Source organism: Collinsella sp. BIOML-A6, from assembly GCF_009875845.1.
Lineage (GTDB): Bacteria > Actinomycetota > Coriobacteriia > Coriobacteriales > Coriobacteriaceae > Collinsella > Collinsella aerofaciens_H.
Genome location: NZ_WWSL01000002.1, coordinates 119,033 through 144,806, shown reverse-complemented (window position 1 = coordinate 144,806; position 25,774 = coordinate 119,033). Strand labels below are relative to the sequence as shown.

Annotated in this window: 21 protein-coding genes and 1 tRNA gene; 4 read left to right on the top strand and 18 right to left on the bottom strand. The window is 59.1% G+C overall.

The features are described 5' to 3' along the window. Positions 1-432: 432 nt before the first annotated feature. The 9 genes from rplT to recJ form a co-directional block, all read right to left on the bottom strand. Positions 433-792 carry a 50S ribosomal protein L20 gene (gene rplT, locus GT495_RS01360; protein ID WP_006234421.1) on the bottom strand — a complete coding sequence of 120 codons (360 nt, stop codon included), beginning with the start codon at positions 790-792 and terminating at the stop codon, positions 433-435. A gap of 46 nt (positions 793-838) precedes the next feature. Next, a complete protein-coding gene (rpmI, locus tag GT495_RS01355; RefSeq protein ID WP_006234422.1) occupies positions 839-1,030 on the bottom strand; it encodes a 50S ribosomal protein L35 in 192 nt (63 codons plus the stop codon). A gap of 32 nt (positions 1,031-1,062) precedes the next feature. Continuing rightward, a complete protein-coding gene (gene infC / locus GT495_RS01350) occupies positions 1,063-1,632 on the bottom strand; it encodes a translation initiation factor IF-3 (RefSeq protein ID WP_089573296.1) in 570 nt (189 codons plus the stop codon). 430 nt (positions 1,633-2,062) lie between these two features. Then, positions 2,063-2,149 (bottom strand) — tRNA-Leu (locus GT495_RS01345). A 39-nt stretch (positions 2,150-2,188) separates the two neighbouring features. Further along, positions 2,189-3,622, bottom strand: coding sequence for a transglutaminase-like domain-containing protein (locus GT495_RS01340; protein WP_161161820.1), 1,434 nt, complete (start codon positions 3,620-3,622; stop codon positions 2,189-2,191). A gap of 251 nt (positions 3,623-3,873) precedes the next feature. Further along, on the bottom strand, positions 3,874-4,740 hold the full coding sequence (gene fba, locus GT495_RS01335; protein ID WP_035137086.1) for a class II fructose-1,6-bisphosphate aldolase: 867 nt from the start codon (positions 4,738-4,740) through the stop codon (positions 3,874-3,876). 194 nt (positions 4,741-4,934) lie between these two features. Then, positions 4,935-5,618 (bottom strand): MBL fold metallo-hydrolase, encoded by a 684-nt coding sequence (locus GT495_RS01330; protein WP_161161821.1) that lies wholly within the window; start codon positions 5,616-5,618, stop codon positions 4,935-4,937. Between the two features lie 84 nt (positions 5,619-5,702). After that, positions 5,703-8,063, bottom strand: a complete 2,361-nt coding sequence (locus tag GT495_RS01325) for a bifunctional (p)ppGpp synthetase/guanosine-3',5'-bis(diphosphate) 3'-pyrophosphohydrolase (protein WP_161161822.1) — start codon at positions 8,061-8,063, stop codon at positions 5,703-5,705. Between the two features lie 15 nt (positions 8,064-8,078). Next, on the bottom strand, positions 8,079-11,366 hold the full coding sequence (gene recJ, locus GT495_RS01320; protein ID WP_161162665.1) for a single-stranded-DNA-specific exonuclease RecJ: 3,288 nt from the start codon (positions 11,364-11,366) through the stop codon (positions 8,079-8,081). Between the two features lie 276 nt (positions 11,367-11,642). Here recJ and GT495_RS01315 point away from each other — a divergent pair, with 276 nt between their 5' ends. Next, positions 11,643-12,641 (top strand): bile acid:sodium symporter family protein, encoded by a 999-nt coding sequence (locus GT495_RS01315; protein ID WP_161161824.1) that lies wholly within the window; start codon positions 11,643-11,645, stop codon positions 12,639-12,641. A gap of 30 nt (positions 12,642-12,671) precedes the next feature. Here the strand turns inward: GT495_RS01315 and GT495_RS01310 are convergent, their stop codons facing one another. From GT495_RS01310 to GT495_RS01275, 8 genes are all read right to left on the bottom strand, one after another. Then, positions 12,672-13,469, bottom strand: a complete 798-nt coding sequence (locus GT495_RS01310; protein ID WP_161161825.1) for a DUF4931 domain-containing protein — start codon at positions 13,467-13,469, stop codon at positions 12,672-12,674. 3 nt (positions 13,470-13,472) lie between these two features. Beyond that, positions 13,473-14,150 carry a copper homeostasis protein CutC gene (locus tag GT495_RS01305; protein ID WP_161161826.1) on the bottom strand — a complete coding sequence of 226 codons (678 nt, stop codon included), beginning with the start codon at positions 14,148-14,150 and terminating at the stop codon, positions 13,473-13,475. 384 nt (positions 14,151-14,534) lie between these two features. Beyond that, positions 14,535-15,236 carry an ABC transporter ATP-binding protein gene (locus tag GT495_RS01300; RefSeq protein WP_035137222.1) on the bottom strand — a complete coding sequence of 234 codons (702 nt, stop codon included), beginning with the start codon at positions 15,234-15,236 and terminating at the stop codon, positions 14,535-14,537. 12 nt (positions 15,237-15,248) lie between these two features. After that, the gene (locus GT495_RS01295) at positions 15,249-16,109 is read right to left on the bottom strand and encodes an ABC transporter ATP-binding protein (RefSeq protein ID WP_055287178.1); all 861 of its coding nucleotides are present in this window, start codon (positions 16,107-16,109) and stop codon (positions 15,249-15,251) included. Further along, positions 16,099-17,178, bottom strand: coding sequence for a branched-chain amino acid ABC transporter permease (locus GT495_RS01290; RefSeq protein ID WP_161161827.1), 1,080 nt, complete (start codon positions 17,176-17,178; stop codon positions 16,099-16,101). Before GT495_RS01290 ends, GT495_RS01295 begins: the two co-directional genes overlap by 11 nt. Positions 17,179-17,187: 9 nt before the next feature. Further along, complete coding sequence (locus GT495_RS01285) at positions 17,188-18,069, bottom strand: branched-chain amino acid ABC transporter permease (RefSeq protein WP_152074360.1); 882 nt, start codon at positions 18,067-18,069, stop codon at positions 17,188-17,190. 139 nt (positions 18,070-18,208) lie between these two features. After that, the gene (locus GT495_RS01280; RefSeq protein WP_161161828.1) at positions 18,209-19,396 is read right to left on the bottom strand and encodes an ABC transporter substrate-binding protein; all 1,188 of its coding nucleotides are present in this window, start codon (positions 19,394-19,396) and stop codon (positions 18,209-18,211) included. 271 nt (positions 19,397-19,667) lie between these two features. Beyond that, complete coding sequence (locus tag GT495_RS01275; RefSeq protein WP_161161829.1) at positions 19,668-20,834, bottom strand: ABC transporter substrate-binding protein; 1,167 nt, start codon at positions 20,832-20,834, stop codon at positions 19,668-19,670. Between the two features lie 253 nt (positions 20,835-21,087). Between GT495_RS01275 and GT495_RS01270 the strand changes: the two genes are divergently transcribed. The 3 genes from GT495_RS01270 (at position 21,088) to GT495_RS01260 (ending at position 24,176) form a co-directional block, all read left to right on the top strand. Further along, positions 21,088-22,431: a homoserine dehydrogenase gene (locus GT495_RS01270; protein WP_161161830.1), complete on the top strand. Its 1,344-nt coding sequence runs from the start codon at positions 21,088-21,090 to the stop codon at positions 22,429-22,431. Positions 22,432-22,648: 217 nt separating this feature from the next. Continuing rightward, positions 22,649-23,398, top strand: a complete 750-nt coding sequence (locus GT495_RS01265; RefSeq protein ID WP_161161831.1) for an SDR family NAD(P)-dependent oxidoreductase — start codon at positions 22,649-22,651, stop codon at positions 23,396-23,398. A 220-nt stretch (positions 23,399-23,618) separates the two neighbouring features. Then, on the top strand, positions 23,619-24,176 hold the full coding sequence (locus GT495_RS01260) for a hypothetical protein (protein ID WP_161162664.1): 558 nt from the start codon (positions 23,619-23,621) through the stop codon (positions 24,174-24,176). 42 nt (positions 24,177-24,218) lie between these two features. Here the strand turns inward: GT495_RS01260 and GT495_RS01255 are convergent, their stop codons facing one another. Beyond that, positions 24,219-25,460: a Fic family protein gene (locus GT495_RS01255; RefSeq protein ID WP_161161833.1), complete on the bottom strand. Its 1,242-nt coding sequence runs from the start codon at positions 25,458-25,460 to the stop codon at positions 24,219-24,221. Between the last annotated feature and the right edge of the window lie 314 nt (positions 25,461-25,774).

The following is a 25,774-nucleotide window of genomic DNA, read 5'->3' as shown; positions in this document are numbered from 1 at the left end:
GCCTCTCGGCGGCCTTGCGAAAAACAAATCCAAGTTAGACCATTTCAAATGGTTCGATGTCTGCCCGGATGCGACACTCGTAAGTGTCCATCCTCGCAGTATCCGGTTCTCAAGGTGCACGCTCTGCGGCCGATCCGGTCCGACCGGGCCGCGCGGCAAGGAGATATATTGCCAGACCGCGAAGCCCTGTGGGTCGTCAATTCCACTCTTCACAAGTCCTACACAACATATCGCTTTCTATAGCTAATAGAAAGACTGATGCGGATCTTCCGCACGTATCAGATGATGACCCTTTGGTTTAGGAATATATAGAGATCGGTCACCTGTAAGTGTCTATCTACCCGCGCTTTTAGCAATGTAAACCGCGCTTCAGATAAAAAGAGGGAGCGCCGCGCACAACGCGACACTCCCCTAGCGATTCAAGAGAATCTATTAGGCCTCGAGAGCCTTCTTGGCGATGGTAGCCAGCTCGTTGAAGGACTCGATGTCCTCGTAAGCCATCTGAGCCAGGACCTTGCGGTCGAGCTCGATGCCGGCAACCTTCAGGCCATGCATGAACTGAGAGTAAGAGATGTCGTTCAGGCGAGCAGCAGCGTTGATACGGGTAATCCAGAGAGAACGGATCTCGCGCTTCTTGTTGCGGCGATCACGATACTGATACTGCAGGGAGTGCTGGACCTGCTCTTTAGCATGCTTGTAAGTACGCGAAGCGGCACCGTAGTAACCCTTCGCACGGTGCATAACGGTACGGCGCTTCTTCTTGGCGGCAACAGCGCGCTTAATACGTGCCATGTTCTATCAACTCCTAGACGGTAAAACGAAAAACGGGAACGCGAACTTAGGCGAGACGCGACTTGATGACCTTGCGGTCGGCAGCGGCGATCTCGGTCTCCTGACGGAAGCCACGCTTACGCTTGGTGGACTTCTTGCTCAGGATGTGGCTCTTGAAAGCCTTGGCGCGCATAAGCTTGCCGGTACCAGTCTTGCGGAAACGCTTCTTGGTGCCGCTGTGGGACTTCATCTTAGGCATGAAATACTCCTTAATCGGTTACAGAACACTAGTTACTTGCTATCGCTTGCCGCTTTATCCTCATCGAAGGCGCCCTTAATCGGGGCGAGCAGCATAAGCATGTTACGGCCTTCCATCTTAGGCTTGGACTCGACCGTAGCGTAAGGCTTGAGATCCTCGGCGAGACGCTCGAGAACGTTAAGGCCCTGCTCCGGGTGAGCCATCTCACGGCCGCGGAACATGATGGTGATCTTAACGCGTGCGCCCTTCTTGAGGAAACGCAGAACGTGGCCCTTCTTGGTCTCGTAGTCGCCAACGTCGATCTTGGGTCGGAACTTCATTTCCTTGACCTCGACCTTGGACTGGTTCTTACGAGCAGCCTTGGCCTTCATGGCCTGCTGGTACTTGAACTTACCGTAGTCCATGACCTTGCAGACCGGCGGCTCCGCGTTGGGAGCGATCTCGACCAGGTCGAGACCCTGATCGTCGGCGACGCGCTGGGCATCGCGGATGGCGAACAGGCCGAGCTGAGAGCCATCGACGCCAATCAAACGACACGAAGATGCAGTGATCTCGTCGTTGATGCGGGTGTCATCAGACTTAGCTATTTTCCCTACCTCCATTCATAAAAAATAACCCGGCGCTTCTCAGCAACCAGGTCGTACACATAGACTTCCTCGATTTGAGGAAGGGAATCTAAGTTGTATGACCAGTCAGCTGCTCATTGGCGCCAAAAGGTGGGAACCCTCAGGTTCCTCTTTAGGGCATTGCGGGAACAACGCCTTGCGAATAATAACACGTACAGCGCGTTATCACATTACGTACACGAAAAAGGGACCTTGACCCCCTTGAACACTCGCTTGCATGTATGGTGCTCGAGACGAGACTCGAAGGGCCTTCGTTTCGCGAAGCCCCGGGCTTCGGGCGCGTGGCGCCCTCGCCACGCTCCGCTACAAACAGGCCACAGGCCTGTTTGCTTAACGCTTCGCGCGCTCACGCGAGTTCGGCACGAAAAAGGGGGCCGCAACCCCCTTGAACGCTCACTTGCATGTATGGTGCCCGAGGCGAGACTCGAACTCGCACGTTGTTGCCAACGGTGGATTTTGAGTCCACTGCGTCTGCCAATTCCGCCACTCGGGCACGCAATGCGTGAGTTAGTTTATCACAGCTTTCTACCGATTAGTCCGAAAATGGAACTTCGAGCATTTCGATGAGTTCGACCGTGCGGAGCATCTCGCGCCGACGGCATCCGCGACCGTCGACCGAAGCCTCACCCATCTGGTTATCGTAAGGGTCCTCGCGCATGCCGTCGAAAGAGGGCTCAAACTCTGCCTGGAATCGATTGTTGGCCACCATACGCCACGGGTCGAGATTGCCAAAGTAGTGACGGCGGCGCCACTCCTCCCCCATCCTGCGAGCAGAAGATCCAAATGACACGTCGGCGTTGAGCCAACCGGTCTGCGGCGTATAGAACTCTGCCCAGTCGTGCGACCCCACCGAATCGGGCGCAACATACAGGCCGCTCTGCCAACGGGCAGGCACGCCCGCGATACGGCACATGGTGATAAACGTGAGCGCCATAACGCCGCAATCGCCGCGGAGCGAATGCGCGCAGTCATCGGCAATAGACCCCAAAAGCAAGTACGGCGGCTGATAGCGATAGTCGATGTACTGCGTCAGGTAATCATAGATAGCACGGGCGCGATCGAGCGGATCCTCGAGCCCGTCAATGACACGGGCTGTCAGCTGCTGTAGATACGGCGTGAATGCAATGTGCGGACGGTCCTCGGAGGTGTCCACGGGCAGCGGCGCGTCCATGCAAGGATGCACCGGAAGCGCACCCCCATAGACATCACGATAAGCGGCATCAATTTGATAGCGATAGGTCACCGAGAATGAGCGCTCACTCGAAGAAGACCACGAGGCGGTACGCGCCGAAGCATTCGCGGGGGCAACAGCACCCTCCGGCGTCATATCGAGAACCTCGATATGAGACTGTTGACGACAGGCGGCGGCAACGGGTAGCCACGCGCGAACAGTCTCTCCATCTAGAGCACCGGGGACAGACACGGACGCTTTAAGCGTAATGACGCGAGCCAATCCGTTTTGTGACTCCATCTCCTTGAGCATCTCGTTGCGCAGTGCTATTCCGTCCGTAGAATCGGGCCGCATGCCGGGAACCTCTTTAGGATATACGCGAAGCGAATCGAGGAAGTTGTCGAGAACGAACAGTTCGCCATCGATAAAGCGCCAGTCAATACGCTTACGATTAATCAGGTCATCAAACTGCTCTTCGGTAAACTCTGGCCACTCCTCGCGAATCATCGCAATAGCCTGATCGCGCGACACCGAAAAATGAAGCGGCGTCTCGAGCATGCGATACCGCTCGGCACGAACACAAGCAGCCAGCGAAGGCTCAGGGTTCTGCTCCAAAAGGCGATCGCAGGCAGCAACAGCCTGCATCAAATACCCGGCATCCTTAAGACGAAGAATCTCAGGCGGTAGCCCAATATCGAGATGGCGAAAATCATCACGGCAAACATCAACAGAGCAACCAACAGGACCCTCGTCAATAACCTTCCCATCCGAAGGCAGTACATTAATAACAGCCATACCAAAACTCCAAGTCACTAGAACGCTTGAAGCCCATTGTAGCGAGATAAAAAGAAAGCCCCAACAAGGGAGCCATCAACACCGCTGAACGGTAGTCAAATAAATAATTCAGCCTCGTAACCCTGCGGCGTTAAACGAAGGAAGCCCCGTCCCCCGGAGCTGTTTTCTTGGCGCGACTTCTGGCAAAGCCAGGTGAGCGCAAAGAAAACAGTGTAGGGGGACGGGGCTTCCGGCGGGAAGTTTAGCGACGCTTACGCCTTGTTGACGGAGCCAAACTCCTCCATGAGCTCCTTGGTGCGGGCAACGATGTTGTCGCGACCAGGCTTGAGGAGCTTGCGGGGGTCAAAGCCCTTGCCCTGCTGATCCTTGCCAGCCTCGATGTACTCGCGGACGCCCTTGGCGAAGACGAGCTGCAGGTCGGTGTTGACGTTGATCTTGGAGATGCCCAGGGAGATGGCCTTCTTGATCTGATCCTCGGGGATGCCGGTGCCACCGTGCAGGACGAGGGGCAGGTCGCCGGTCTGGGCCTTGATCTCGCCCAGGCGCTCGAAGGAAAGGCCAGCCCAGTCGGCGGGGTACACGCCGTGGATGTTGCCGATGCCGCAGGCGAGGAAGTCGACGCCCAGGTCAGCGATCTGCTTGCACTCAGCAGGATCAGCGAGCTCGCCGCTGGAGGTCACGCCGTCCTCGGTGCCGCCGATGCCGCCGACCTCGGCCTCGATGGACATGCCCTTGGAGTGGGCAAGCTCAACGAGCTCCTTGGTGCGGTCGAGGTTAAGCTGGAAGGTCTCCTCGTGAGAGCCGTCATACATGATGGACGTGAAGCCGGCCTCGATGCACTTAAAGCAGTCCTCGTAAGAACCGTGATCGAGGTGAAGGGCGACGGGAACGGTAACGCCCGTGGCCTCGACGGCAGCCTTGACCATGTCGGCGCAGACCTTGAAACCGCCCATCCACTTAGCGGCACCAGCGGTGCACTGAAGGATCAGCGGAGACTTGGCCTCCTCGGCGGCCTGGAGAATAGCCAGGGTCCACTCGAGGTTGTTGGTGTTGAAGGCACCAAGACCATACTTGCCGGCCTCGGCCTTCTTGAGCATGTCTGCTGCGTTGACGAGCATAAAAGAAACCTCCTGTAAGGTTGCTCCGATAACGCCTGAGATTTTACCACGGCGCACCCGAGCATAAACGTTCGTTTGTTCACGAATATCGTCCAAACAGACTTTTTTGACCGTTTGCCCTACGGAATCGACCCGTTGGGGAAAAATAGCTTGACGTTTGGACGCTTCTCGTGCTTCAAAAGCCGACTATTAAGCTACATCCGCATGAAAGGGTTCTGCATGAGCTCGCGTGCCATGGTGGTCGAATCGCCATGGCCGGTTAGGCAAACGGTATCGGGCGGGAGAAGCCGGGCGAGCTTGGAGAGCGAGCGCAGAATCGCCGCCTCGTCTCCTCCAGAAAGATCGGTGCGGCCGTGCCCACCCGGAAACAGGGTGTCGCCCACAAAGGCAATGTTCCCCTGCTCGGTGGCAGCAAACAAGACGATCCCGCCCGGCGTATGCCCTGGCGTCTCGATCACCTGCAGGTAGATATCGCCCACCTCGATAGCATCGCCCTCGGCGAGCAGGCGTGTCGGCTCCCCGGGGTCAGGCGTCTCAATGCCCCACATAGCTCGCTGTTCCTCGATGTTCGCATGCGGCACCGCCACATCCTTAGCGCACAGCTCATACCGGCAGCCCTCGCCAACGGTGGTTCGCACGCCGGCAACACCACCAACATGATCGGCATGGCCATGAGTGCATACGGCGCCAAACACGCGTACGCCGGGATGCTCGGCTCGAATATGCTCCACCAGGCGTTCGCCTTCCCATGCGGGGTCGATAATCACGCACTCATTGTCCGAAATAACAGCATAGCTATTGGTCTGAATGGGACCGTTTACGAGCGTCTCGATCTCGACCGATCCCTTGGGAGTTAAATCCAAGGACACAGCACTCATACCCCTCTCCTCTCTATAGAACTCGAGGCATCAAACGATGCCTCGAGTGTAGCGAATATCGATAATGTGGCACGTTCGTCGCGACTAAACGCGGCGCTTAAGCTGGGCTCCACCCTCGCCGGGCATCAAACGGCGTGCGTCATAGACCGAGTCGACGCCGCTGATGGATGCCAGCAGCGGATCCAGGCCGCTCGCGTCCGAGATCTCGACCATGAAGCGCAGGGTTGCAATACCCTCGCGGTTGGTCGATGTGGCGGCAGAAAGGATATTGCCGCCCGCATCGCCAATGGCAATGGTGACATCCTTGAGCAGGCCCATGCGGTCCAGGCACTCGACCACGATCTCGACCTGGAAGAGGGTGTCGGCAGCGCCGTCCCACTCCACATCGATCATGCGCTCGGGATGTTCCATAAGACCCTTGACGTTGGGGCAGTTGGCGCGATGCACCGAAACGCCACGACCGCGCGTGATGAAGCCGACGATGTCGTCACCCGTCACAGGGTTGCAGCAATGAGCCAGACGGACCAGCAGGCCGCTGTTGCTCTCGCCCTTGACGATAATGCCGTTACTGGCGCTCTTGCCGCGCTTTTGCGGCTTGCGGTTGGAGCCGCGAGCGGGCTGCTTCACGACCTCGGCGATAGCCTCGGCCTTGGTGAGCTGTTCCTCGGGCTTGGGGTCCAAGATTTGCTCGACCTTATTGCCCACAGCGCGCGGGGCAACCTTGCCGGCGCCGACGGCGGCAAACAGGTCCTCGAGCTGCTTGAAGTTAAACTGCTCCGCCACGGCGTTGAGTGCACGCGTCGAACGCGGCGTAGAAATGCCATAGCCACGCTTACGCAGGTCCTTGGCCAGCATATCGCGACCGGCGGCAGCGTCGTCGTCCTTGGTCGCAGCGGCAAAATAGCGGCGGATCTTTGACTTGGCGGAAGGTGTCTTAACGATCTTGAGCCAATCGCGCGACGGCTTGGAACTCTTGTTAGTCAGGATTTCAACGCGGTCGCCCGTCTTGATCTCGTGCGTGAGCGGAGCCACCGCACCGTTGATTTTGGCGCCGACGCAATGGTTTCCCACCTCGGTATGAACGGCATAGGCAAAGTCGAGCGGCGTGGAGCCAGCACGAAGCGCCATGACCTCGCCTTTGGGCGTGAAGACAAAGATCTCCTGATCGAACAGATCGACCTTCAGCGAGTGCAGGTATTCCTTGGCATCGGTAATCTCGTCGGAAGCCGCCCAATCGAGCGAATGCTTGAGCCAGTTGATCTGGTCGTCCAAACGTTGAGCGTCATTGGTCTTGGAAGCAGACGATCCGCCCGACTTCTTATATAGCCAGTGGGCGGCAATGCCGTACTCGGCCTGCTCATGCATCTCGTAGGTTCGAATCTGAATCTCGAGCGGACGAGCCGTAGGGCCGATGACCGTCGTGTGGAGCGACTGGTAGTTATTGACCTTGGGCATGGCGATATAGTCTTTAAAGCGACCAGGCATGGGGTGCCACAGCGTATGCACCGCACCGAGCGTGGAGTAGCAATCGCGCACCGAATGGGTAATTACGCGCAGCGCCACCAGGTCGTAGATCTCGGAGAACTCCTTGCCCTTGCGCTTCATCTTTTGGTAGATGGACCAATAGTGCTTGGAACGGCCGTTGATCTGGAAGTCCTCCAGACCAATGCGGTTGAGCTCATCGGTAAGCGTCTTGATGGTCTCGGCAAGGTAGCGCTCGCGGACCTCGCGCGACTCAGCCACCATGCGCGCGATGCGCTGGTAGGCATCGGGCTCCAGGTAGAAGAAGGACAGGTCCTCGAGCTCCCACTTAATAGAGCTCATGCCCAGGCGGTCGGCCAAGGGCGCGTACACGTCCATGGTCTCGCGAGCCTTAAACAGGCGACGATCCTCGCGCAGGGCTGCCAGCGTTCGCATGTTGTGCAGACGGTCGGCAAGTTTAACGATGATGACGCGAATGTCCTTGGACATGGCGAGGAACATCTTGCGCAGCGTGAGCGCCTGCTTCTCGTCCATGCTGTCGACTTCGATGTTGGTGAGCTTGGTCACGCCATCGACGAGCTCGGCCACCGTATCGCCAAACAGGCCGGAAACATCGGCAAGAGAAGTCTCGGTATCCTCGACGGTATCGTGCAGCAGCGCGGCGCACACCACATCGCAGTCCATCTTGAGATCGGCCAAAATGATGGCAACCTCGACGGGATGGTTAATGTACATCTCGCCCGAGCGGCGCTTTTGGTTGCAGTGCTTCTCGGCGGCAAAGCAGTAGGCCTGCTCAACCTTAGAAAAGTCGTCCTCATTCATATATTTGAGGCACAGGCGCTCCAGCTTGTCGTAGCTGTCCGCCATAATCTCGGGCGGCAGCTCATCGGCATGCTTATAGTGCTCCATCTCCGAAAACGGCTGGAGGGTGGAATCATGGGCGGTACGGGCTGCGGCATCCATAGAGGTCCCTTTCCCCTAGGCCCGTGGTACGATCGGGCGGTTAACTTTGGCTAGCATATCAGAAGCGCACGAATCGAGCGCCCAGCTCCGGAAAGCCGAGAACTCCATGCGCGAGCGCAGACCCTCCAAATAGCGGATTGACCTGCTCAATTGCACGCGGCCGGGGTTTTCGGCCATCGCGATGCGACGGGTGTCGTCAAACCCCGAAACGCGACAGAAACCAAGCTCTTCGAAGATGCCCAGGCCGCTTTCCACCGAGCGTTCGTCGACCGGCGTGCGGGCATCGATGGCAAGGCACATCTGCGCGATGTCGATATCGCTCGCGCTAAAGGAATCGTCCCCGGTCTTGCCGCGGTTGGAGCGCCACATAGTCTGCAGCGCGCGATAGAGCGTGACGAGCTCGTCGCGCTCGGGCGCGTAGCAGTCGAGCAGGCGCTCGTTAATGCGAGCGTCACGCGACGAATAGAGCAGGTGAATCACGGCAGGTTGGCCGTCGCGACCGGCGCGTCCGCTCATCTGGTTGAACTCGATGGCGCCAAACGGCATGTGGTAGAGCACGACATGGCGGATATCGGGCAGGTTCACGCCCTCACCAAAGGCAGAGGTCGAAACGATGCAACTGAGGCTTCCGTCACGAAACGCTTCCTCGACACGGCGACGATCGGAGCGTGCAAGCCCCGCGTTATAGAACGCGATGCGGGCCGCGCAATCGGGTACCCGCTTGCGCAGCGTCTTGGCAAGCGCTACGGACTGATCACACGAGTTGACGTAAATGACGGTCTTCTCCCCCGTCGCGACGATGGACACCAGGCGGTTCTCGCGGCTCGCAAGGTCTCGGTCGTCCTCGAGCTGCAAGTTCTCGCGCACCGTCTCGTCGACCACCGTGCGGATAATCGGCAGCACGCGGGCGAGTTCGGCCACAACCGGAGCCGTCGCGGTGGCCGTCGCCGCCAGAACGACCGGATCGCCCAGGGCCTTGAGGATATCGGGCATGTCGAGATAGGCGCTGCGGTCGCCGCCCTTGGCAAGACCGGCATGATGCGCCTCATCGATAACGACAAAACCGATGCGCCCCGAACGCGCAAAGCGGTCGCGGTGAATGGACAGAAACTCGGGCGTCGTGAGGACGATGCCGGTGCGGCCCGAAGCCAAGCCGGCAAACACGTCATCGCGCGCCGCCTCCACGGTCTCGCCGGTCAGCACGCCTACGCCAATGCCGAGCGCGGCCATCGTCGACGAGAGGTGATAGGCCTGGTCGGCAACGAGCGCGCGCAGCGGATAGACAAAGATGCTCGCACGCCCGCGAAGGACTGCCTCGCGCGCGGCATGCACATGGAAGATAAGAGACTTGCCGCGCCCCGTTCCCATAACGGCCAGAACGCTTTGGTGATCGGCCAGGGCGTCGAGTGCCTCGACCTGCGCGCGGTGCGGCTGATTCGATCCGATAAAGCTGTGTATGAGCGAGCGTGTGAGCTCGGTATAGGAAAGCTGGGCGAGCGTTTGGCGCTTGCGGGACTCCAGACGAAGACCGGCGTCCGCAGGCTCCACGCCGCGGCGAAGCTCACATGCCGGGTCGTCAACGCTGGGCGCCGTGGTATCGCGGACCAAGACGTCCTTGATCATGAGCTTTGGCTTTACGCGACCTTGCCAATGCTCGGCCACGGCCTCGAACACCAAATCGACGGCGCTATCGCAATTGATAAGCTTATCGATCTGCGGTACACGAAACACAATGGCCGGCACACTCGCGGCGCCGTCGGTTGCCACGAAGCGCATGTGCTCGCCGGTTTTGCCCACCACGGCGCGATCGCACATTGTCACGCCCTCGGCCGCCAACAGCGGCACCTTGTTGCCCTGGCCAAACGGCTCAAGACGGGAGATCTGCTCGATGGTCTCAATATTCAGCTCGGAGAGGTCGACGGTGGCAGCAACCTCGTCGGTATCCTCAAAGTCCTCGGCGGAAAGCTCGGACAGCACGGCGGAAAGGCGACGACGGAACTCGTCGAGCTTAGACGCCTCGATGGTCACGCCCACCGCACCCGCATGCCCGCCGCGACGAATCAGCAGATCGGAGCAGCGTTCTACGGCGTCGAACAGGTTGACTTTGCCCACCGAGCGACCCGAACCGCGAGCGATACCGCCCTCGATCGAGAACAGCAGCGCCGGCACGTGATAGCGGTTGGTCAGGCGGCTCGCCACGATACCCTTGACGCCCTCGTGCCAGCCCTCGCCGCCCACGACGATCGCGCGTCCACCATCATAGGTCTCCTCGACCTTTGCCATGGCATCGCGCGTGAGTTCCGCCTCGATCTCGCGGCGCTGGCGGTTGATTTCCTCGAGCTCAGCCGCCAGCGCGCTTGCCTCGATAGGATCGCGGGCAAGCAGCAGGTCAAGTGCCAATTTTGGATCGGCCATGCGGCCGGCGGCGTTCAAACGGGGAATGAGCGAAAACGACAGGCCATCGGCCGTAATGCTAGAGAGGTCGGCCTTGGCGAGCGCGGCCAGCGCGATATAGCCGGAACGGGCCGTCACGCGCATCTGCTGGATGCCCTCGGCAACCAGCGCGCGGTTCTCGGGCGTGAGCGGCATCATGTCGGACACGGTGCCCAGCGCCGCGACCTCGATTAGCGAACGCCAATACGACGGCTTGCCCAGACGCTCGCCCAAAACCTGCACCAGCTTGAGTGCCACACCGGCACCGGCAAGTTCACGCGAGGGACCCTCGTCCTCGAGCTTTGGGTCGGTCAGAGGCACGCCCTGCGGCACCTGATCGGAGGGCTCGTGATGGTCCGTGACCACCAAATCGATCCCCAGGCTCTCCAGATAGGAGACCTCTTCCTTGGCGGCAATACCGTTATCGACGGTCACGATCAGGTTAGGTTGGGCGAGCTCGTTAACGCGGTCGAGCGCCGCACGCGACAGGCCGTAGCCCTCGTCAAAGCGATGAGGAATAAACGGTGTGACATCGGCGCCAAACGTGCGCAGCGCCTCGGTCAACAGGCAGGTCGACGTAATACCGTCAACGTCAAAATCGCCAAAGACGGCGATGCGCTCATGGCTGCGAATAGCGCGCTCAACGCGGTCGGCAACGACCGCCATGCCCGGAATAACGAGCGGGTCGGCCCAGTCGCGATCGAGTGAAGGCGTCAAAAACAGCTGGCCTTCCTCGATGGATGTAATGTCGTGCGCAACCATAATGCGCGCCACCAGCCCGGGTATGCCCAGGCCAGCCGAAAGCTCCTTTTCGAGCTCGGGGTTTTGCTGAGCAACCGCCCAGCGATGCGTCGTCTTAAGCGATGACATAGGCGCCCACCCCCGATAGGGGCAGGTCGCCGCGATACCTCTCACGGTTCATAGCGATGAGTCCTCTGTGTATGCCCGCTTCGGCAGGCAGATCTGTTGAACGATTTTATTATACCGTGCAGCGCGGACACAAATCGCCTCGGCACGCCGCGGTTTCGGTAAACGATGCCGGTAATAGCCTCGAAATATTCGAGCGTTTCTGACGCGCGGACGCATGCGAGCGTCTAGCATATCCATTCAAAACGGATTCACGAGCAAAGGGAGTCACAAGCGCATATGAAGCAATGGATTGGACTGGGCAAATTTCTCGCGGGGCACATGCAGATCATCGTTCCGATTTGCGTGGCGCTCGGCGTGCTCTTTCCCCAGCAGATCGGCGTTCTCAAGCCCATCGTTCCCGCCTTGTTTGCCTTTATGACGTTTCAGGGCGCGCTGAGCAACACCTTTCACCAGGTGGCTGAGGTGTTCCATCGTCCGCTGCACCTGGTCTTGGCGTTGCTCGTCTCGGCGGTGCTTATCCCTATCGCAGCCTATGCCATGGGGTCGTTATTCTTTGGCTCCAATCCCAACCTTGTCTGCGGCATCGTGCTCGAGTACAGCGTACCCGTGGCAGTCACTGCCTTTATGTGGATCAGCATGTTCGGCGGCAACGGCCCGCTCGCGCTCACCATCATTCTGACGTCCTCGGTCATCTCACCTGTGACGATTCCTCTTACGCTCAAGCTCCTGCTGGGCGCCACCGTCTCGATCGACATGCCGAGCATGATGCAGAATATGGCCTTTATGATCGCCATCCCCGCCGTGCTCGGTATCGTCATGAACGAACTCACGCACGGCTGGGGCCACGAGAAACTTTCCCCCGCGCTCTCGCCCGCCTGCAAGTTCATGATGATGAGTGTCATCGCGTCCAACTCCACCGCCATGAGCGAGTACGTGCTGCACATGAATGTTGAGCGCTTGGAAGTCGCCCTCTTTATCCTGGTGTTCGCCATCAGCGGCTTTATCATCGGCGTCCTGATCGCCCGGGCCCTGCACCTGCCGTATAGCGAGACGACCACCATGTGCTTTACCTGCGGTATGCGCAATATCTCTTCGGGCGCCGTCATCGCCACACAGTATTTTCCCGGCGAGGTCGTGTTCCCCGTCATGTGCGGAACGCTGTTTCAGCAAGTGCTGGCCTCGATTATCGGGCATCTCTTTGAGCGCCTAACCGGTGAGGAGCGCGCCAAACAGCGCAAGCGGGTCAAGGCCGGCCGCGACACGATGGCACGCTAGACCGTCCGCATGACGCGGGTATTAGTCTTGCTATAAGAGCGTTTCCAGACGCGCGCGTAGGCGCTCAGCATCGATATCGAGCGTGGTCTCGGCATTGACCTGGGCCAGACGATAGCCCACAAAGTAGGGCGATACCACCCAACGTGGCAGCGCCTTGGCAATGGTCCGGCCGTCCAGGTGGTAGAAGAACAAGTTGTACGACTCCGCGCGACCGCCGTGGTGCTCGTGCAGGATGTAGCGCAGGGCCACCTGAATCGCATCGGCAAACAGGTCCGCTTCGGCTTGGTCGCGGGCGTCGTCGCTGGCGGCGATTCCCTGTGGAGCCGAGACGTTGACCTCAAAGAATCCCATGATCGGCTCGGTTGAGATGTTGACCGAGATTCTCCCCTGATGCCAGACATCGATGCCTTCAAAGTTGGCTGAGGTCAGCGCCGCATAGCCGTCCTCCTGTTCCAAGCCCACAATCTGCATGTGTGGATGGACGAGGCTGCCGCCCGAAAGCGGGCCTTTATTCTTGTACATGAGCACACTGCGGTACTGTTGGGAATCGATCATCCGCTGCCAACAGCCCAGGGCAAACCGCATCACATGATGCAGCTCATCCGGTTCATAGGTCACCAGGTCGGCGTCGTGATTGGCCGACTCGATCAACACGGTCTGGCGGGTGGCCCGCAAGGTCTTGAACTTATTCTCGAGCCAGATGCAGTCACCGTCGCGCAGGATGATGTTGGCGAGCCCCTCCGTGTCGCAAAAGGGGCACGCGATGCCGGGACGACGGTTGTCGTCGGGCTTACCGTTCGCCTGCTGGACGTCAAATACGAGCGCCACGGACTACACCCCCAGCGGCACGATCTTGGTGCCATGGAGCTCGGAGACGCCGAGCGCTGCCGCGACCGCGTCGCGATTTGCCGTAGTGATGCCGCCGCCGGGAAGGATGGTCAAACGGTCGCCCGCGTACTCGATTAAACGAGCCAGGTGATCGAAATTATCCTCGATCGACGTACCGGCCGCGCCGCCATGCGTGAGGATGCGCGTAACGCCGCAGTCGGCAAGTGTATCAATCGCATCGAGCTGAGCCTCAGGCGAGAGCTGATCAAATGCCATGTGGAAGGTGATGTCAAGGGACTCGCGCTTGCACTCCTCGGTCGCACAGCCCGTAGCCATAACGAGGGCGCCGAGGGTGAGTTCGTCGAGCGCCCAGCCGCCGGCACAGGGCTTGCAGCAGCCAAAGACCAGGCCGTCAACGCCGGCGCTCACAGCAAGGCCCAGGTCCATCTCCATCATGCGCAGCTCGTCTTGGTTGTAGCAAAAGTCGCCGCCGCGCGGACGAATCATGCACATCACGCGCGCATCGCGCTCGTGAGCGTAGCTGACTGTAGCGCTGATAACGCCGGCGGAAGGCGTGGTGCCACCGACGGCGAGGTTGTCACACAACTCAATGCGCCCCGCACCGGCCTCGATGGCCGCCGGCACCCGTTCAAAGTTCTCGGCACAAAACTCGTACAGCATAGATAGACCCCCAAAGACAGCAGATGTTTTCCGACGGGCATTGTCACACATCCCCATGAAGTTGCGGTGGAATAGAGACTGGTTTTGCCCCTGATGCCCTCTTTCAGTCTCTATTTCACCGCAACTGAAAAGGAATAGTCGTTGGGGACGTTCTTAAACGACTAGTCATTCAAGAACGTCCCCAACGACTACCCCAAGTGCCAGAACCAATGTAACGCCGCAGGCAGAGGACGGACAGCGAGCGGGCACCAGAGCGAACAAATTGGCATGAAAAGAGGGCGGCATTGACCTTCTGGTCATGCCGCCGAAGTTGAAAGGCAGATTGCCGCCCTGGCGGGCTTGCAGCGTCGGCCGGTCCGCCGTTCGGTAGAACGGCGGAACCTCCTAGCCGCCCAGATAGGCTTTGCGGACGTTATCGTCGTGCAGGAGCTCCTGTCCGGTACCGGTCATGGTGATCTTGCCGGTCTCGAGCACGTAGCCGCGCGTGGCGATCGAGAGCGCCATCTGCGCGTTCTGCTCGACCAGAAGCACCGTGGTGCCGGCCTTGTGCAGGTCCTCGACAATCTGGAAGATCTGCTCGATCAGAATCGGCGCCAGGCCCATGGAAGGCTCATCAAGCATAAGCAGTTTGGGGTTACTCATAAGGGCGCGGCCCATAACGAGCATCTGCTGCTCGCCGCCCGAAAGGGTGCCGGCGACCTGGCGACGGCGCTCCTTAAGGCGCGGGAACTGCTCGTAGACGCGCTCAAGGCCCGGAGCCACCGTGGACTTGGGCTGCGTGTAGGCGCCCATCTCCAGGTTCTCCTCGACCGTCATCTGCAAAAAGGCGCGACGCCCCTCGGGGACCTGGGCCAGGCCCTTGCCCACCAGCTTGTCGGCAGGCGTATGGGTAATGTCCTCGCCCATAAACTTGATGGAGCCGGTCTTGGAGCGCAGCAGGCCCGAGACGGTCTTAAGCGTCGTGGACTTGCCGGCGCCGTTGGCACCGATCAAGGCCACGATCTCACCCTCGTTGACGTTAAAGGAGATGTCCTTGATGGCGTGGATGGCGCCGTACCAGACGTTGATGTTGTAGACGGAAAGCATCGGCTCTGCCATTTAGTTCTCCCCCTTATCCTGCTTACCCAGATACGCTTCGATAACGGCATCGTTGTTCTGGATTTCCTCCGCCGTGCCCTTGGCGATGACCTTACCAAAGTTAAGCACGCAGATGCCCTCGCAAATGTTCATAACGAGCGACATATCATGCTCGATAAGCATGATGGCGATGCCGAAGGTGTCGCGGATCTTGACAATGTTCTCCATAAGCTCCGCGGTCTCGGACGGGTTCATACCGGCGGCAGGCTCGTCGAGCAGCAACAGCTTGGGGTTGGTGGCAAGCGCACGGACAATCTCCAGACGACGCTGGGCGCCATAAGGTAGCGAGCCGGCCTGCTCGTTAGCCAGGTGCTCCATATCAAAGATGGACAGCAGCTCCATGGCGCGCTCGTGAGCAGCTTTCTCGTGCTTCCAGTACGTCGGCAGGCGCAGCACGCCCTCAAAACCGGAGTAGCGCTCCTGATTGTGCAGACCAACCTTGACGTTGTCCTCCACCGTCATTGTGTTGAACAGGCGAATGTTCTGGAAGGTACGGGCAATACCCATGCGGTTGACCTGATAGACCGACTTGCCCGAGGTGTCCTCGCCGTCGAGCAGGATGGTGCCGTGCGTGGGCTGATACACCTTGGTGAGCAGGTTGAAGACCGTGGTCTTACCGGCACCGTTGGGGCCGATGAGGCCGGCGATCTCGGTCTTGCCGATGGTTAGGCTAAAGTCGTCGACCGCCTTAAGGCCGCCGAATTCAATGCCCAGGTGGATGCACTCGAGTGCCGGGCGCTCGCCCAGGTCGCGATCGGGAACGATGGCGCCAGAAGGATACGGGACCATCTTGCCCTTGTTGAACTCAAATTTACTGGGCATCGGCTGCCACCTCCTTCTTGGGAGCAAAGCGGTCCTTGACGCGACCGAAGAACGCCTTGAGCTGCGGATTGTTGGTAAAGATCATGACCAGGATCAGCACGATAGCGTAGATGAGCATGCGGTAGTCCGAGAACTGACGGAGCAGCTCGGGAAGCACCGTGAGCAGCGCCGCCGCGATAACGGAGCCGCGCATGTTGCCCAGACCGCCCAGGACCACGAACACCAGGATGAGAATCGACGTGTTGAAGTCGAACTTGGTGGCGGAGAGCTGCGAGAAGTTACCGCCGAAGAGGGCCCCAGCAGCGCCGGCGAGGGCAGCGGAAACCACGAAGGCGATCATGCGGTACTGGGTGACGGAGATGCCCACGGACTCGGCAGCGATCTTGTTGTCGCGCACGGCCATAATGGCACGGCCGGTACGGCTGCGAACCAGGTTGAGTACGATCACGAGTGCGACCATGACCAGGATGGCACCGGCGAGGAAGGTCGAGTACGTCGACACGCCCGAGGCGCCCTGGGCGCCCTTGATGATGGCGGTGCCGTCCTCGAGCAGGTGCAGGTCGTCGATCGTGGAGTTGCCCGTGATGTTAAAGATCACGTGCAGGCCGCGCGAGTCGACACCCACGATAAGGCAGGTGACGATCTCTTTGATGATCTCGCCAAAGGCCAGCGTCACGATAGCCAGGTAATCGCCGCTCAGGCGAAGGACCGGGATGCCGATCAAGAAGCCCAGGATGGCGGCAGCGATGGCGCCGACCACGATGCTGATGATAAGGCGCACCGGATCGGAGGGAACGGCGCTCTCGAGGGCGACCGCGGTGACGATGCCCGTGTAGGCACCGACACTCATAAAGCCCGCATGGCCCAGCGACAGGTCGCCCGCGATGCCGACGACGAGGTTAAGGGAGATGGCCATGACGATATAGGCCGTGATGGGGACCAGCTGACCGGCGATCATGCGCGGGATCATGTGGTTAGACTGCATAAAGAACACGATGGCGAACGCCACAATGCACATGGCGTACGTGACAAAGTCGTGACGCGTCTGCTTGTCTTTAAGAAACTTCATAACGCTCACCTACACCTTCTCGGGGACGTACTTGCCCAAGAGGCCGGCAGGCTTGACGAGCAGGACGATGATCAAAACACCAAAGACGATAGAGTTGGCAAGGCTCGTGGAAATGTAAGCCTGCGCCATCGCCTCGATGATGCCGATGAGAATGCCGCCGACAAAGGCACCGGGAATGGAGCCGATGCCGCCGAAAACGGCGGCATCGAAGGCCTTGATGCCAGGCATGGCGCCCGTCGTGGGCTGCAGCACCGGCGAGTAGGAGCACAGCAGCACGCCGGCGATGGCGGCAAGCGCGGAGCCGATGGCAAACGTCATCGAGATGGTGCGGTTGACATTGATGCCCATGAGCTGAGCGGCGGCCTTGTCCTCGGACACGGCACGCATGGCCTTACCCATCTTGGTCTTGCCCGTAAAGAACACCAAACCGGCCATGATAACCAGACAGGCGACGATGGTGACAAGCGAGACGGCGCTCACGTTGAACTTGGCCAAGAACTCCGGCACCGGGAAGGCGACGAGCGAAGTGAAGTTCTTGGGCGTGGCGCCCCACAGAAGCTGTGCGGCATTCTGCAGGAAGTACGACACACCGATGGCCGTGATCAGAACGGCCAGCGGGCCTGCTTGGCGCAGCGGCTTATAGGCCAGACCCTCAATGAGAACACCGAGAACCGTGCAGACCACGCAAGAGAGAACTACAGATGCCCAGCCCGGGAGGCCGAGATACGACGTGGCGCAGAACGAGACATAGGCACCGACCATGATGACGTCGCCGTGAGCGAAGTTGAGCATCTTGGCGATACCGTAGACCATGGTGTAGCCCAACGCGATGATGGCGTAGACGCTGCCCATGGACAGGCCGTTGACCAGGTATTGGATAAAGACCGTCATGTTCCACATCCCCCTTTCGAATAGGTTTCCAATAAATGTATGAAACAGGGACGTTACACTGTCCCTAGATACCAAGCAAGCAGGGAAGGCCAAAACCTCCCCTGCTTGAGATCAAAACCGCTCTATGTAAGGCGGCCAATTAGGCCTGTACGTACTTGCCATCGGTGATGACGTACGCCGTGGGGTCCTTCTGGACCTGGCCCTTATCGTTCCAGGTGAGCTTGCCGGTCAGACCGTCAACGGTAATCTTGAGCATAGCCTTGGGCAGCTTCTCGGCGACCTCGGTCGGGTCGGCGTCGACACCAAGACCGGCCTCCTTGAGGGCCTCGGCCACCGCGTGCACGCCGTCGTAGGCGTCGGCGGCAAACTGGTCGGGGGTATCGCCGTACTTATCCTTGTAAGCGTTGACGAAGTCGGCGTTCTTCTCGTCGTCGGCGGAGAACGGGGTCATGAGCAGCAGACCCTCGGCAAGAGAGGTGTCGAAGCCCTCAACGCCCAGGATGCCGTCCATGCCGTCGCAGCCCATCATCTTGACGTCGTAGCCCATGTCCTTGGCGTTCTTGAGCAGGACGGACGCCGGCGTGTAGTAGATCGGCGCAAAGATCATGGTGGCGCCGGCCTGCTTGGCCTTGGTCAGCTGGTTGGTAAAGCTCGTGGCGGAGTCGTCCTTAAAGGTCTCCTCGTCAACAATCTCGAGCTTGGACTCAGCGGCCTGTGCCTTAAAGGAATCCGCGATACCCGAAGAATAGGCGTCGCCGGAGTTATAGAACAGCACGAACTTCTCGTCCGCATACTTCTGCGCCAGGAACTTGGCAGCGTTGACACCCTGGTTGGGGTCGGTGAAGCAAACCTGGAAGACGCAATCCTTGCCCTTGGTAACGTCCTCGGAGGACGCGGACGGGGTGATCATGAACGTCTTGGGGTCGTTACCGCACTCTGCTGCAACGGCAACCGATGCTCCCGTGGTGGTCGGGCCGACGAGGGCCTGCATGCCCCAGTCGAGCAGGGTGTTGAAGGCGTTGACGGCCTTCTCGCCATCGGCCTGGTCGTCCTCGGCCTTGCTGGCAAGCGGCAACTCCTTGGTCGAAAAATCCTTGCAGCCAAGCTCGACACCCTGGGTAACGGACTTGCCGTAGGACGCGTTGGCACCGGTCAGCGGGCCGATGGTGCCGATCTTAAACGAAGCGTCGCTCGAAGCGGGGCCGCTGTCGCCGCCGTTGGAGGAGCAGCCAGCTAGAATGGACATCGCCCCCAGACCTGCTGCGCTCGCGATAACGCTCCTGCGATTCATAACAGGGTTCAATGACTTACCGGTGAGGCTCGACATGCGGCTCTCCTCTCAAATCTCGTCGGGTTTCGGTTACCCGACAGGCCATCCTTCGCCGTGTTCGGCGTTCGCAAAATAGTAGACGCTTTAGTTAGGAAAAGTGGCGATTATTTCAACTTTTCTTTGACCTTGTTCATTTATCCATAAATATGCGTATTTCGATTCATTTATGCATAAACACCACTTTATTATGTGAAAGTAATATTTCTATTCTGTTACAAGCTCCTCTGCCCTGATTAAAACAGACTCACCAGTCGCGTTTTGTGCGCACCTAGGCGGCGATGTACTTGCCGTCCTGAATCACATAGGCCGTAGCGGGCTTTTCAACCTGGCCCTTGTCATTCCACGTCAGCTCGCCCGTCAGGCCCTCGATCTTGATCTTGCGCATGGCCTTGGCAAGGTCGCCGGCAATGTCAGCGCCGTCGGCCGTAATGTCGATGTCTGCCTTATCGATTGCCTCGACAATCGCGTGGACGCAGTCATAGGCATCGGCAGCGAACTGGTTGGGCGTCTCGTCGTAGGCGTCCTTATATGCCTTGACGAAGTCGGCGTTCTTCTCGTCGTCGGCAGAGAACGGGGTCATGAGCAGTACACCCTCGGCAAGAGAGGTGTCGAAGCCCTCAACGGAGAGCAGGCCGTCCATGCCGTCGGTGCCCATGAGCGTAATGTCGTAGCCCATGTCCTTGGCGTTCTTGAGCAGGACGGACGCCGGCGTGTAATAAATCGGTGCAAAGATGAGCGTGGCGCCGGCCTCCTTGGCCTTGGTCAGCTGGTTGGTAAAGCTCGTGGAAGAATCGTCCTTAAAGGTCTCGGTATCGACGATATCGAGCTTGGACGCCTTGGCCTGCTCGGCAAAGGCGTCGGCAACACCCGAGCTGTATGTATCGCCGGAGTTGTAGAACAGGGCGATCTGGGCGTCCGCGTACTTCTCGGCCAAGAACTTCGCGGCGCTGGCGCCCATGGTGGGATCGGTGAAGCAAACCTGAAAGACCGTGGTCTTATCCTTGGTGACGTCGAGCGACGAGGCCGAAGGCGTGACCATGAGCATATCGTCGGCGATCTCGCCCGAGACGGCGACGGCGGCACCGGTCGTGACGGGGCCGACGAGAGCTTGCATTCCCCAGTCGCACAGGGTGTTGAAGGCGTTGATAGCCTTCTCGCCGTCGGCGACGTCATCCTCGGACTTAAGCGTGAGTTTGAGGTCCTTGGTCGAGAAATCCTTGGCGGCGAGCTTGGCACCCTTCTCGGCCGAAACGCCATAGGTTGCCGCGGCGCCGGTCAGAGGGCCGATGACACCGATCTTGAAGGTCTTGCCGTCATCGGCGGAGCTGCCGTCCGAGCCACCCGACGAGCAACCAGCGAATGCGGCGGTGCTGCCGAGCGCCGCGGCGCCGGCGAGAAAGTTCCTACGGCTGAGCGTGCTGTTGATGTTGAACATGGTGTCCCCCTTTTTTTCGCTGGCCGCAGTGCGGCCGTCTTGCGGTACGGGGCAAACCTTATGGCGCAAACGTTGACAATTTGTTACGGAGTTCCGTTTGTAGCGAGCATATTTCCAATGTTTCCGCAGCGTTTCGGGGGTGCCGTTTTGTGCGACTCCTGTTGCCTGGCGAGCACGCGCCCTCGATTCACGCTAGAATGCACTCAACCATTAAGCGGTTAATCCATCCATAAGATGCACGAAGGAGCTATCTATGAGCGAACCCCTGCGCACCGTGAACGTCGGTCTGATCGGTCTGGGAACCGTCGGCGGCGGCGTGGCCCGTCTGATCAAGAGCCACCACGATGAGTACCTGGCAGCCTACGGCATCGACCTCAAGCTGACCCGCGCCTGCGCGCTTGCCTGGGAGCAGGCCGAGGCGGCCGGTATTGAGCGTGAGGCCTTTACGAGCGATTGGCACGACGTCGTCACCGACCCCGCCGTCGACATCGTCATCGAGCTGATCGGCGGCGAGCATCCCGCAACCGAGATCTTCACCACTGCCTTTGAGCACGGTAAGCACGTCGTCTCTGCCAACAAGGCCCTGCTGGGCCGTCACGTCGAGACGCTCGCCGAGAAGGCGCGCGCGTGCGGCGTGCAGATTAAGTGCGAGGCCAGCTGCGGCGGCGGCATCCCCATCGTGAGCACGCTTGAGCACGACCTGGTGGGCAACAAGATCCTGACCATCGCCGGCATCCTCAACGGCACCACCAACTACATCCTGTCGCGCATGGACGCCGAGGGTGCCGATTACGCCGACGTGCTCGCCGACGCACAGGCCAAGGGCTATGCCGAGGCCGACCCGTCCGCCGACGTCGACGGCTTCGATGCCGCCAGCAAGACGGCGATCCTCGCCTCCATTGGCTTTGGCACCCGCGTGACCACCGATGACGTATACCAGCAGGGTATCCGTACCATCGGCGCCGAGGACATCGCCCAGGCCCGCGAGCTCGGCTACACCATTAAGCTGCTGGGCATCGCCCGCAACACCGACGCCGGCGTCGACGTTCGCGTGCACCCCACGCTGATCCCCGCCGACCACATGCTTGCCAAGGTCAACGGTGCCATGAACGCTGTCTACGTGGTAGGCGACGCCGTGGGCGAGACCATGTTCTACGGCGCCGGCGCAGGGTCCTTCCCCACCGCAAGCGCCGTCGTGGGCGATATCCTGTCGCTCTCCGAGCAGATCAGCCGCGGCGTGGCTCCGCTGCCCGAGATTGAGCCCTATGGCCACAACCTTGCCTTTAAGCCCATGGACGAGCTCCAGACCAAGTACTATGTACGCCTGAAGGTCGCCGACCGCGTGGGCGCCCTGTCCGAGACGGTCGACATCTTTGCCAAGCACAACATCTCGATCTCGCTCATCAACCAGGTCGAGGACGGCAAGTCGGGCGTCAGCGATGCCTGCTCGGTCATCTTCCTGACGCACCGCGCGCTCGAGAAAGACATCCAGGCTGCCGCCGCCGAGCTTGCCAGCGTCGACTGCGTGGCCGAGGTCGCCAACGTCCTGCGCATCGAGGATGTTGAGGCTTGGACCGAAGGCGTCATGGCGAACTAATTCGATCTTTGCTTTACGGCATATGTGTGAGGGGCTCCCGTCCGGCGCTGGACGGGAGCCCCTTTGCCTGCGCACGCTGGGCGTATTGGCGCAATCAGCATTTGAACAACTCGACCGCTCCTGACAGCCGGGGGCACCGTTCGCCGATGTGCAACCGAAGCCGATTTTGGCTACCGCTATGCTGTGCTTATGTCCGTCCACGAAGAGAGGAAGCACTATGTTGCTCGAGGGCAAGAAAGCAATCATCACCGGAGGCACGCGCGGGATCGGCTATGCCATCGCCTGCCGTTTTATCGAGGAAGGCGCCGCCGTCACCGTCTTTGGCTCGCGCCAGGAGACTGCCGATGCAGCCGTCGAGAAGCTGGTCGCCGCCTATCCCGAGGCCAAGGTATGGGGCCGCTCCTGCGACCTCACCTCGCTCGAGGCCGTAACCGAGGCCTTTACCCAGGCTACCGCCGATATGGGCGGCTTGGACACGGTCGTCAACAATGCCGGCATCTCCCAGCGCTCGCCCCTTTTGGACTACACGGCCGAGGAGTTCGCCAAAGTCATGGACCTCAACGTCGTCGCCGTCTTTAATGGCCACCAGGCGGCCGCCAAAATTATGACCGAGGCAGGCCACGGCGGCACTATCACCACCACGAGCTCGATGGTCGCCAAGTACGGTCAGCCCTCTGGTGTTGGCTATCCCACGTCCAAGTTTGCCGTCAACGGCATGGTCCAGTCGCTCTCGCGCGAGCTCGCCCCCATGGGTATTCGCGTCAACGCCGTCGCACCCGGCGTGACCAAGACCGATATGGTCGCCAACCTGCCCGATGAGGTCATCAAGCCCATCATCGCCACCATTCCGCTGGGCCGCATGGGCGAGCCCGAGGATATCGCCAACGCCTTCGTCTTCCTGGCGAGCGACATGTCCTCCTACGTCACGGGCGCCGTGCTCCCCGTCGACGGAGCCGCCCGCTCCTAAGGGGCCACAAGCTTTGGCTTCAAGCCTCAACACGGCCCTATCAAAGAAGGCGTGCTGCCCGCATCAACCGCAGGCAGCGCGCCTTCTTCTGTTTGTACGGGAAATCATATCCCAGTATTTCGGGGCAGAACGGGTCGCAGTTTCCCTCAGGGCCTTCTTTCGGAAACTATGTCCCACTCTGGGTGCGGATTCTGGGATGCGGTTTCCCAAAGGGGCCTGCTTGGGAAACCGCATCCCAGAATCCAGCCAAATAATGGTCCCCAGTTTCCGGCTGACCTCCCGCAGAAGCCGCGTCCCATTCCGAGTCCTCAGACTGGGACGCGGCTTCCCAATGAGAGTTGAATCGTGCGATCCAAATCAAATCGTGATTGCACCGCGCCGCCAGATAACCAATGTTCATGTTGGCGAACGCATCAGGCGGCGCAACCGCTCACCGACATGCAATTTGTTGCACAGTAAAATCGGCTACAGGCACCCTTCTCCTTTATGTAGCGAATATCGAATAACGTCAAGGGAGGGAGGGCATTATGCCGAGCCAATAATCAACACACCATCAGATAATAATCTCGCGTTGATTACAGATACGCTGGCATCCCATCTCGAAATTAGAAAAAAGCCAATGGAAATGAGAATCAAGGTAGTAGACAGCGTAACCAAATGGCACAACAAGCGGGAAAACAACAATGTTATTGATTACTATCTTGATGGCAGCGGCGTCGACCAGTTCTCAGAAGAGGACGCTTCGACATGTGCACACTCGTATACCATCAAGGAATAGCGGACAAGCGCTCGGAGTGTTCATTTGTCTGATAACCGATGCTCACTCGAGTCCGAGCAGATTAAGTCCCGTCTCCGTCATCCTGCACACGAGCGGCCTTGCGGACACTTTTTCTAAATACCCGGCAGCGATCAGGCTCGACAATGACCTGCTCGCTGTCGGCTTTGTCACATCGAGATAGCCCGACACGCCATCAAGCGTAGATTCGCCAAAGGCACCGAAGATATGCATCTGTGCCGCATAAAACAGAATATCTTTTGCCCTTTCGGTAAACGTATCGTCGAGCTCATCGATCGCCCGCTTGAGATCATCGAGTTGTACGCGCTTTTCGGCCAAATCGCCCAGAACGGCATCCTGCGCTTGCTCGATCAAATCAAGAATCATTGCAACAAACGGAGTAGCCTCGCTACCGTTAAGGGGCCTCTCCACCACGTCAAACGCCTTGTAATATGCGGTTTTATTCTCAGCAATCGTCCTAGAGAGCGACAGCACCGTCGGCTGCGACAGCGTCTCGTTCAGGCTCAACGCAAGAAGATATCTCCCCGTCCTTCCGTTGCCGTCATAGAAGGGGTGGATATATTCAAAGAGGAAATGGCAGAGCGAAGCTACATAAAGGCTTGGGACATCTTCGCGATTGCCAAGCTCTATCATCTTGCCAAGAAGGTCAATGATTTCGGGCTCCGAGGAAACACCCTGATGGAGAATCTTGCCCCGACTGTTCTCAATCACAACGGGACCCAAACGGAACATCTTGCCATCCGGACGGTCCTTCGGGTCAAGCACGCCCTTAGTGACGGCATCGAAAATCTCGCGGATATCCTCGGGTCTGCCGGGACGACTTGAACCATCCACCAGCTGAAGATAGAGACGAGCGAATTCAATAAAAGGAGTGTGTTCCTTTTCAGCGGCGCCGCAAAGTTCGGCCGCAGCGTCCTCCGCAGACTCCAGTGCCGCTTCAATCTGGCGCCGTGTGCTGTGCACACCCTCCATCTCGTTGCTGAAAACAACCTCCTCAAGCACCAGCGAACGAATCGAGGCCCCCAAAGCCACATAAGGCAAGCTGTTCCACAGGTTGGAAATCTTTCGCTCTTTTCTGAGGATCCGCTCGCTAGCAACGGACAGCTCCAAAGGAACACAAGCAAACAGTTCACCATGCTCAAGGTGAATTCCAGTCCGCACCGTGCCGTCGGCAGCAAGACGTTCATGCAGCAGCCTGTCATGACGAGCATAACGATCGGAGCTTGAATCTGCATAAAAGAGTTTTTCGAGTGTCTTGTACGCCATCGCTTCATCGCTCCTTTGAAATAAAAAAGCCTAATCGACTATCATTATTTCGAATAAGTCTGGCATTTGCAATTAAGACTGCAGAAATGTGTTATCTAATTTCGAAATTCGGAGTATTGGAAATTAAGGTTTCCTTATTTCATAGCGAGGCAAGGCTTCAACCTTCAACAGAGTCTTGCGCAAAAGGCGCGCTGCCTGCATCAATCGCAGGCAGCGCGCCTTCTTTTATTTGGACGGAAACCGTATCCCAGTTTTCTAGCCCAGAACGGGACACAGTTTCCCCGAGAGCCCTCATGCGAAAACTGTGTCCCGTT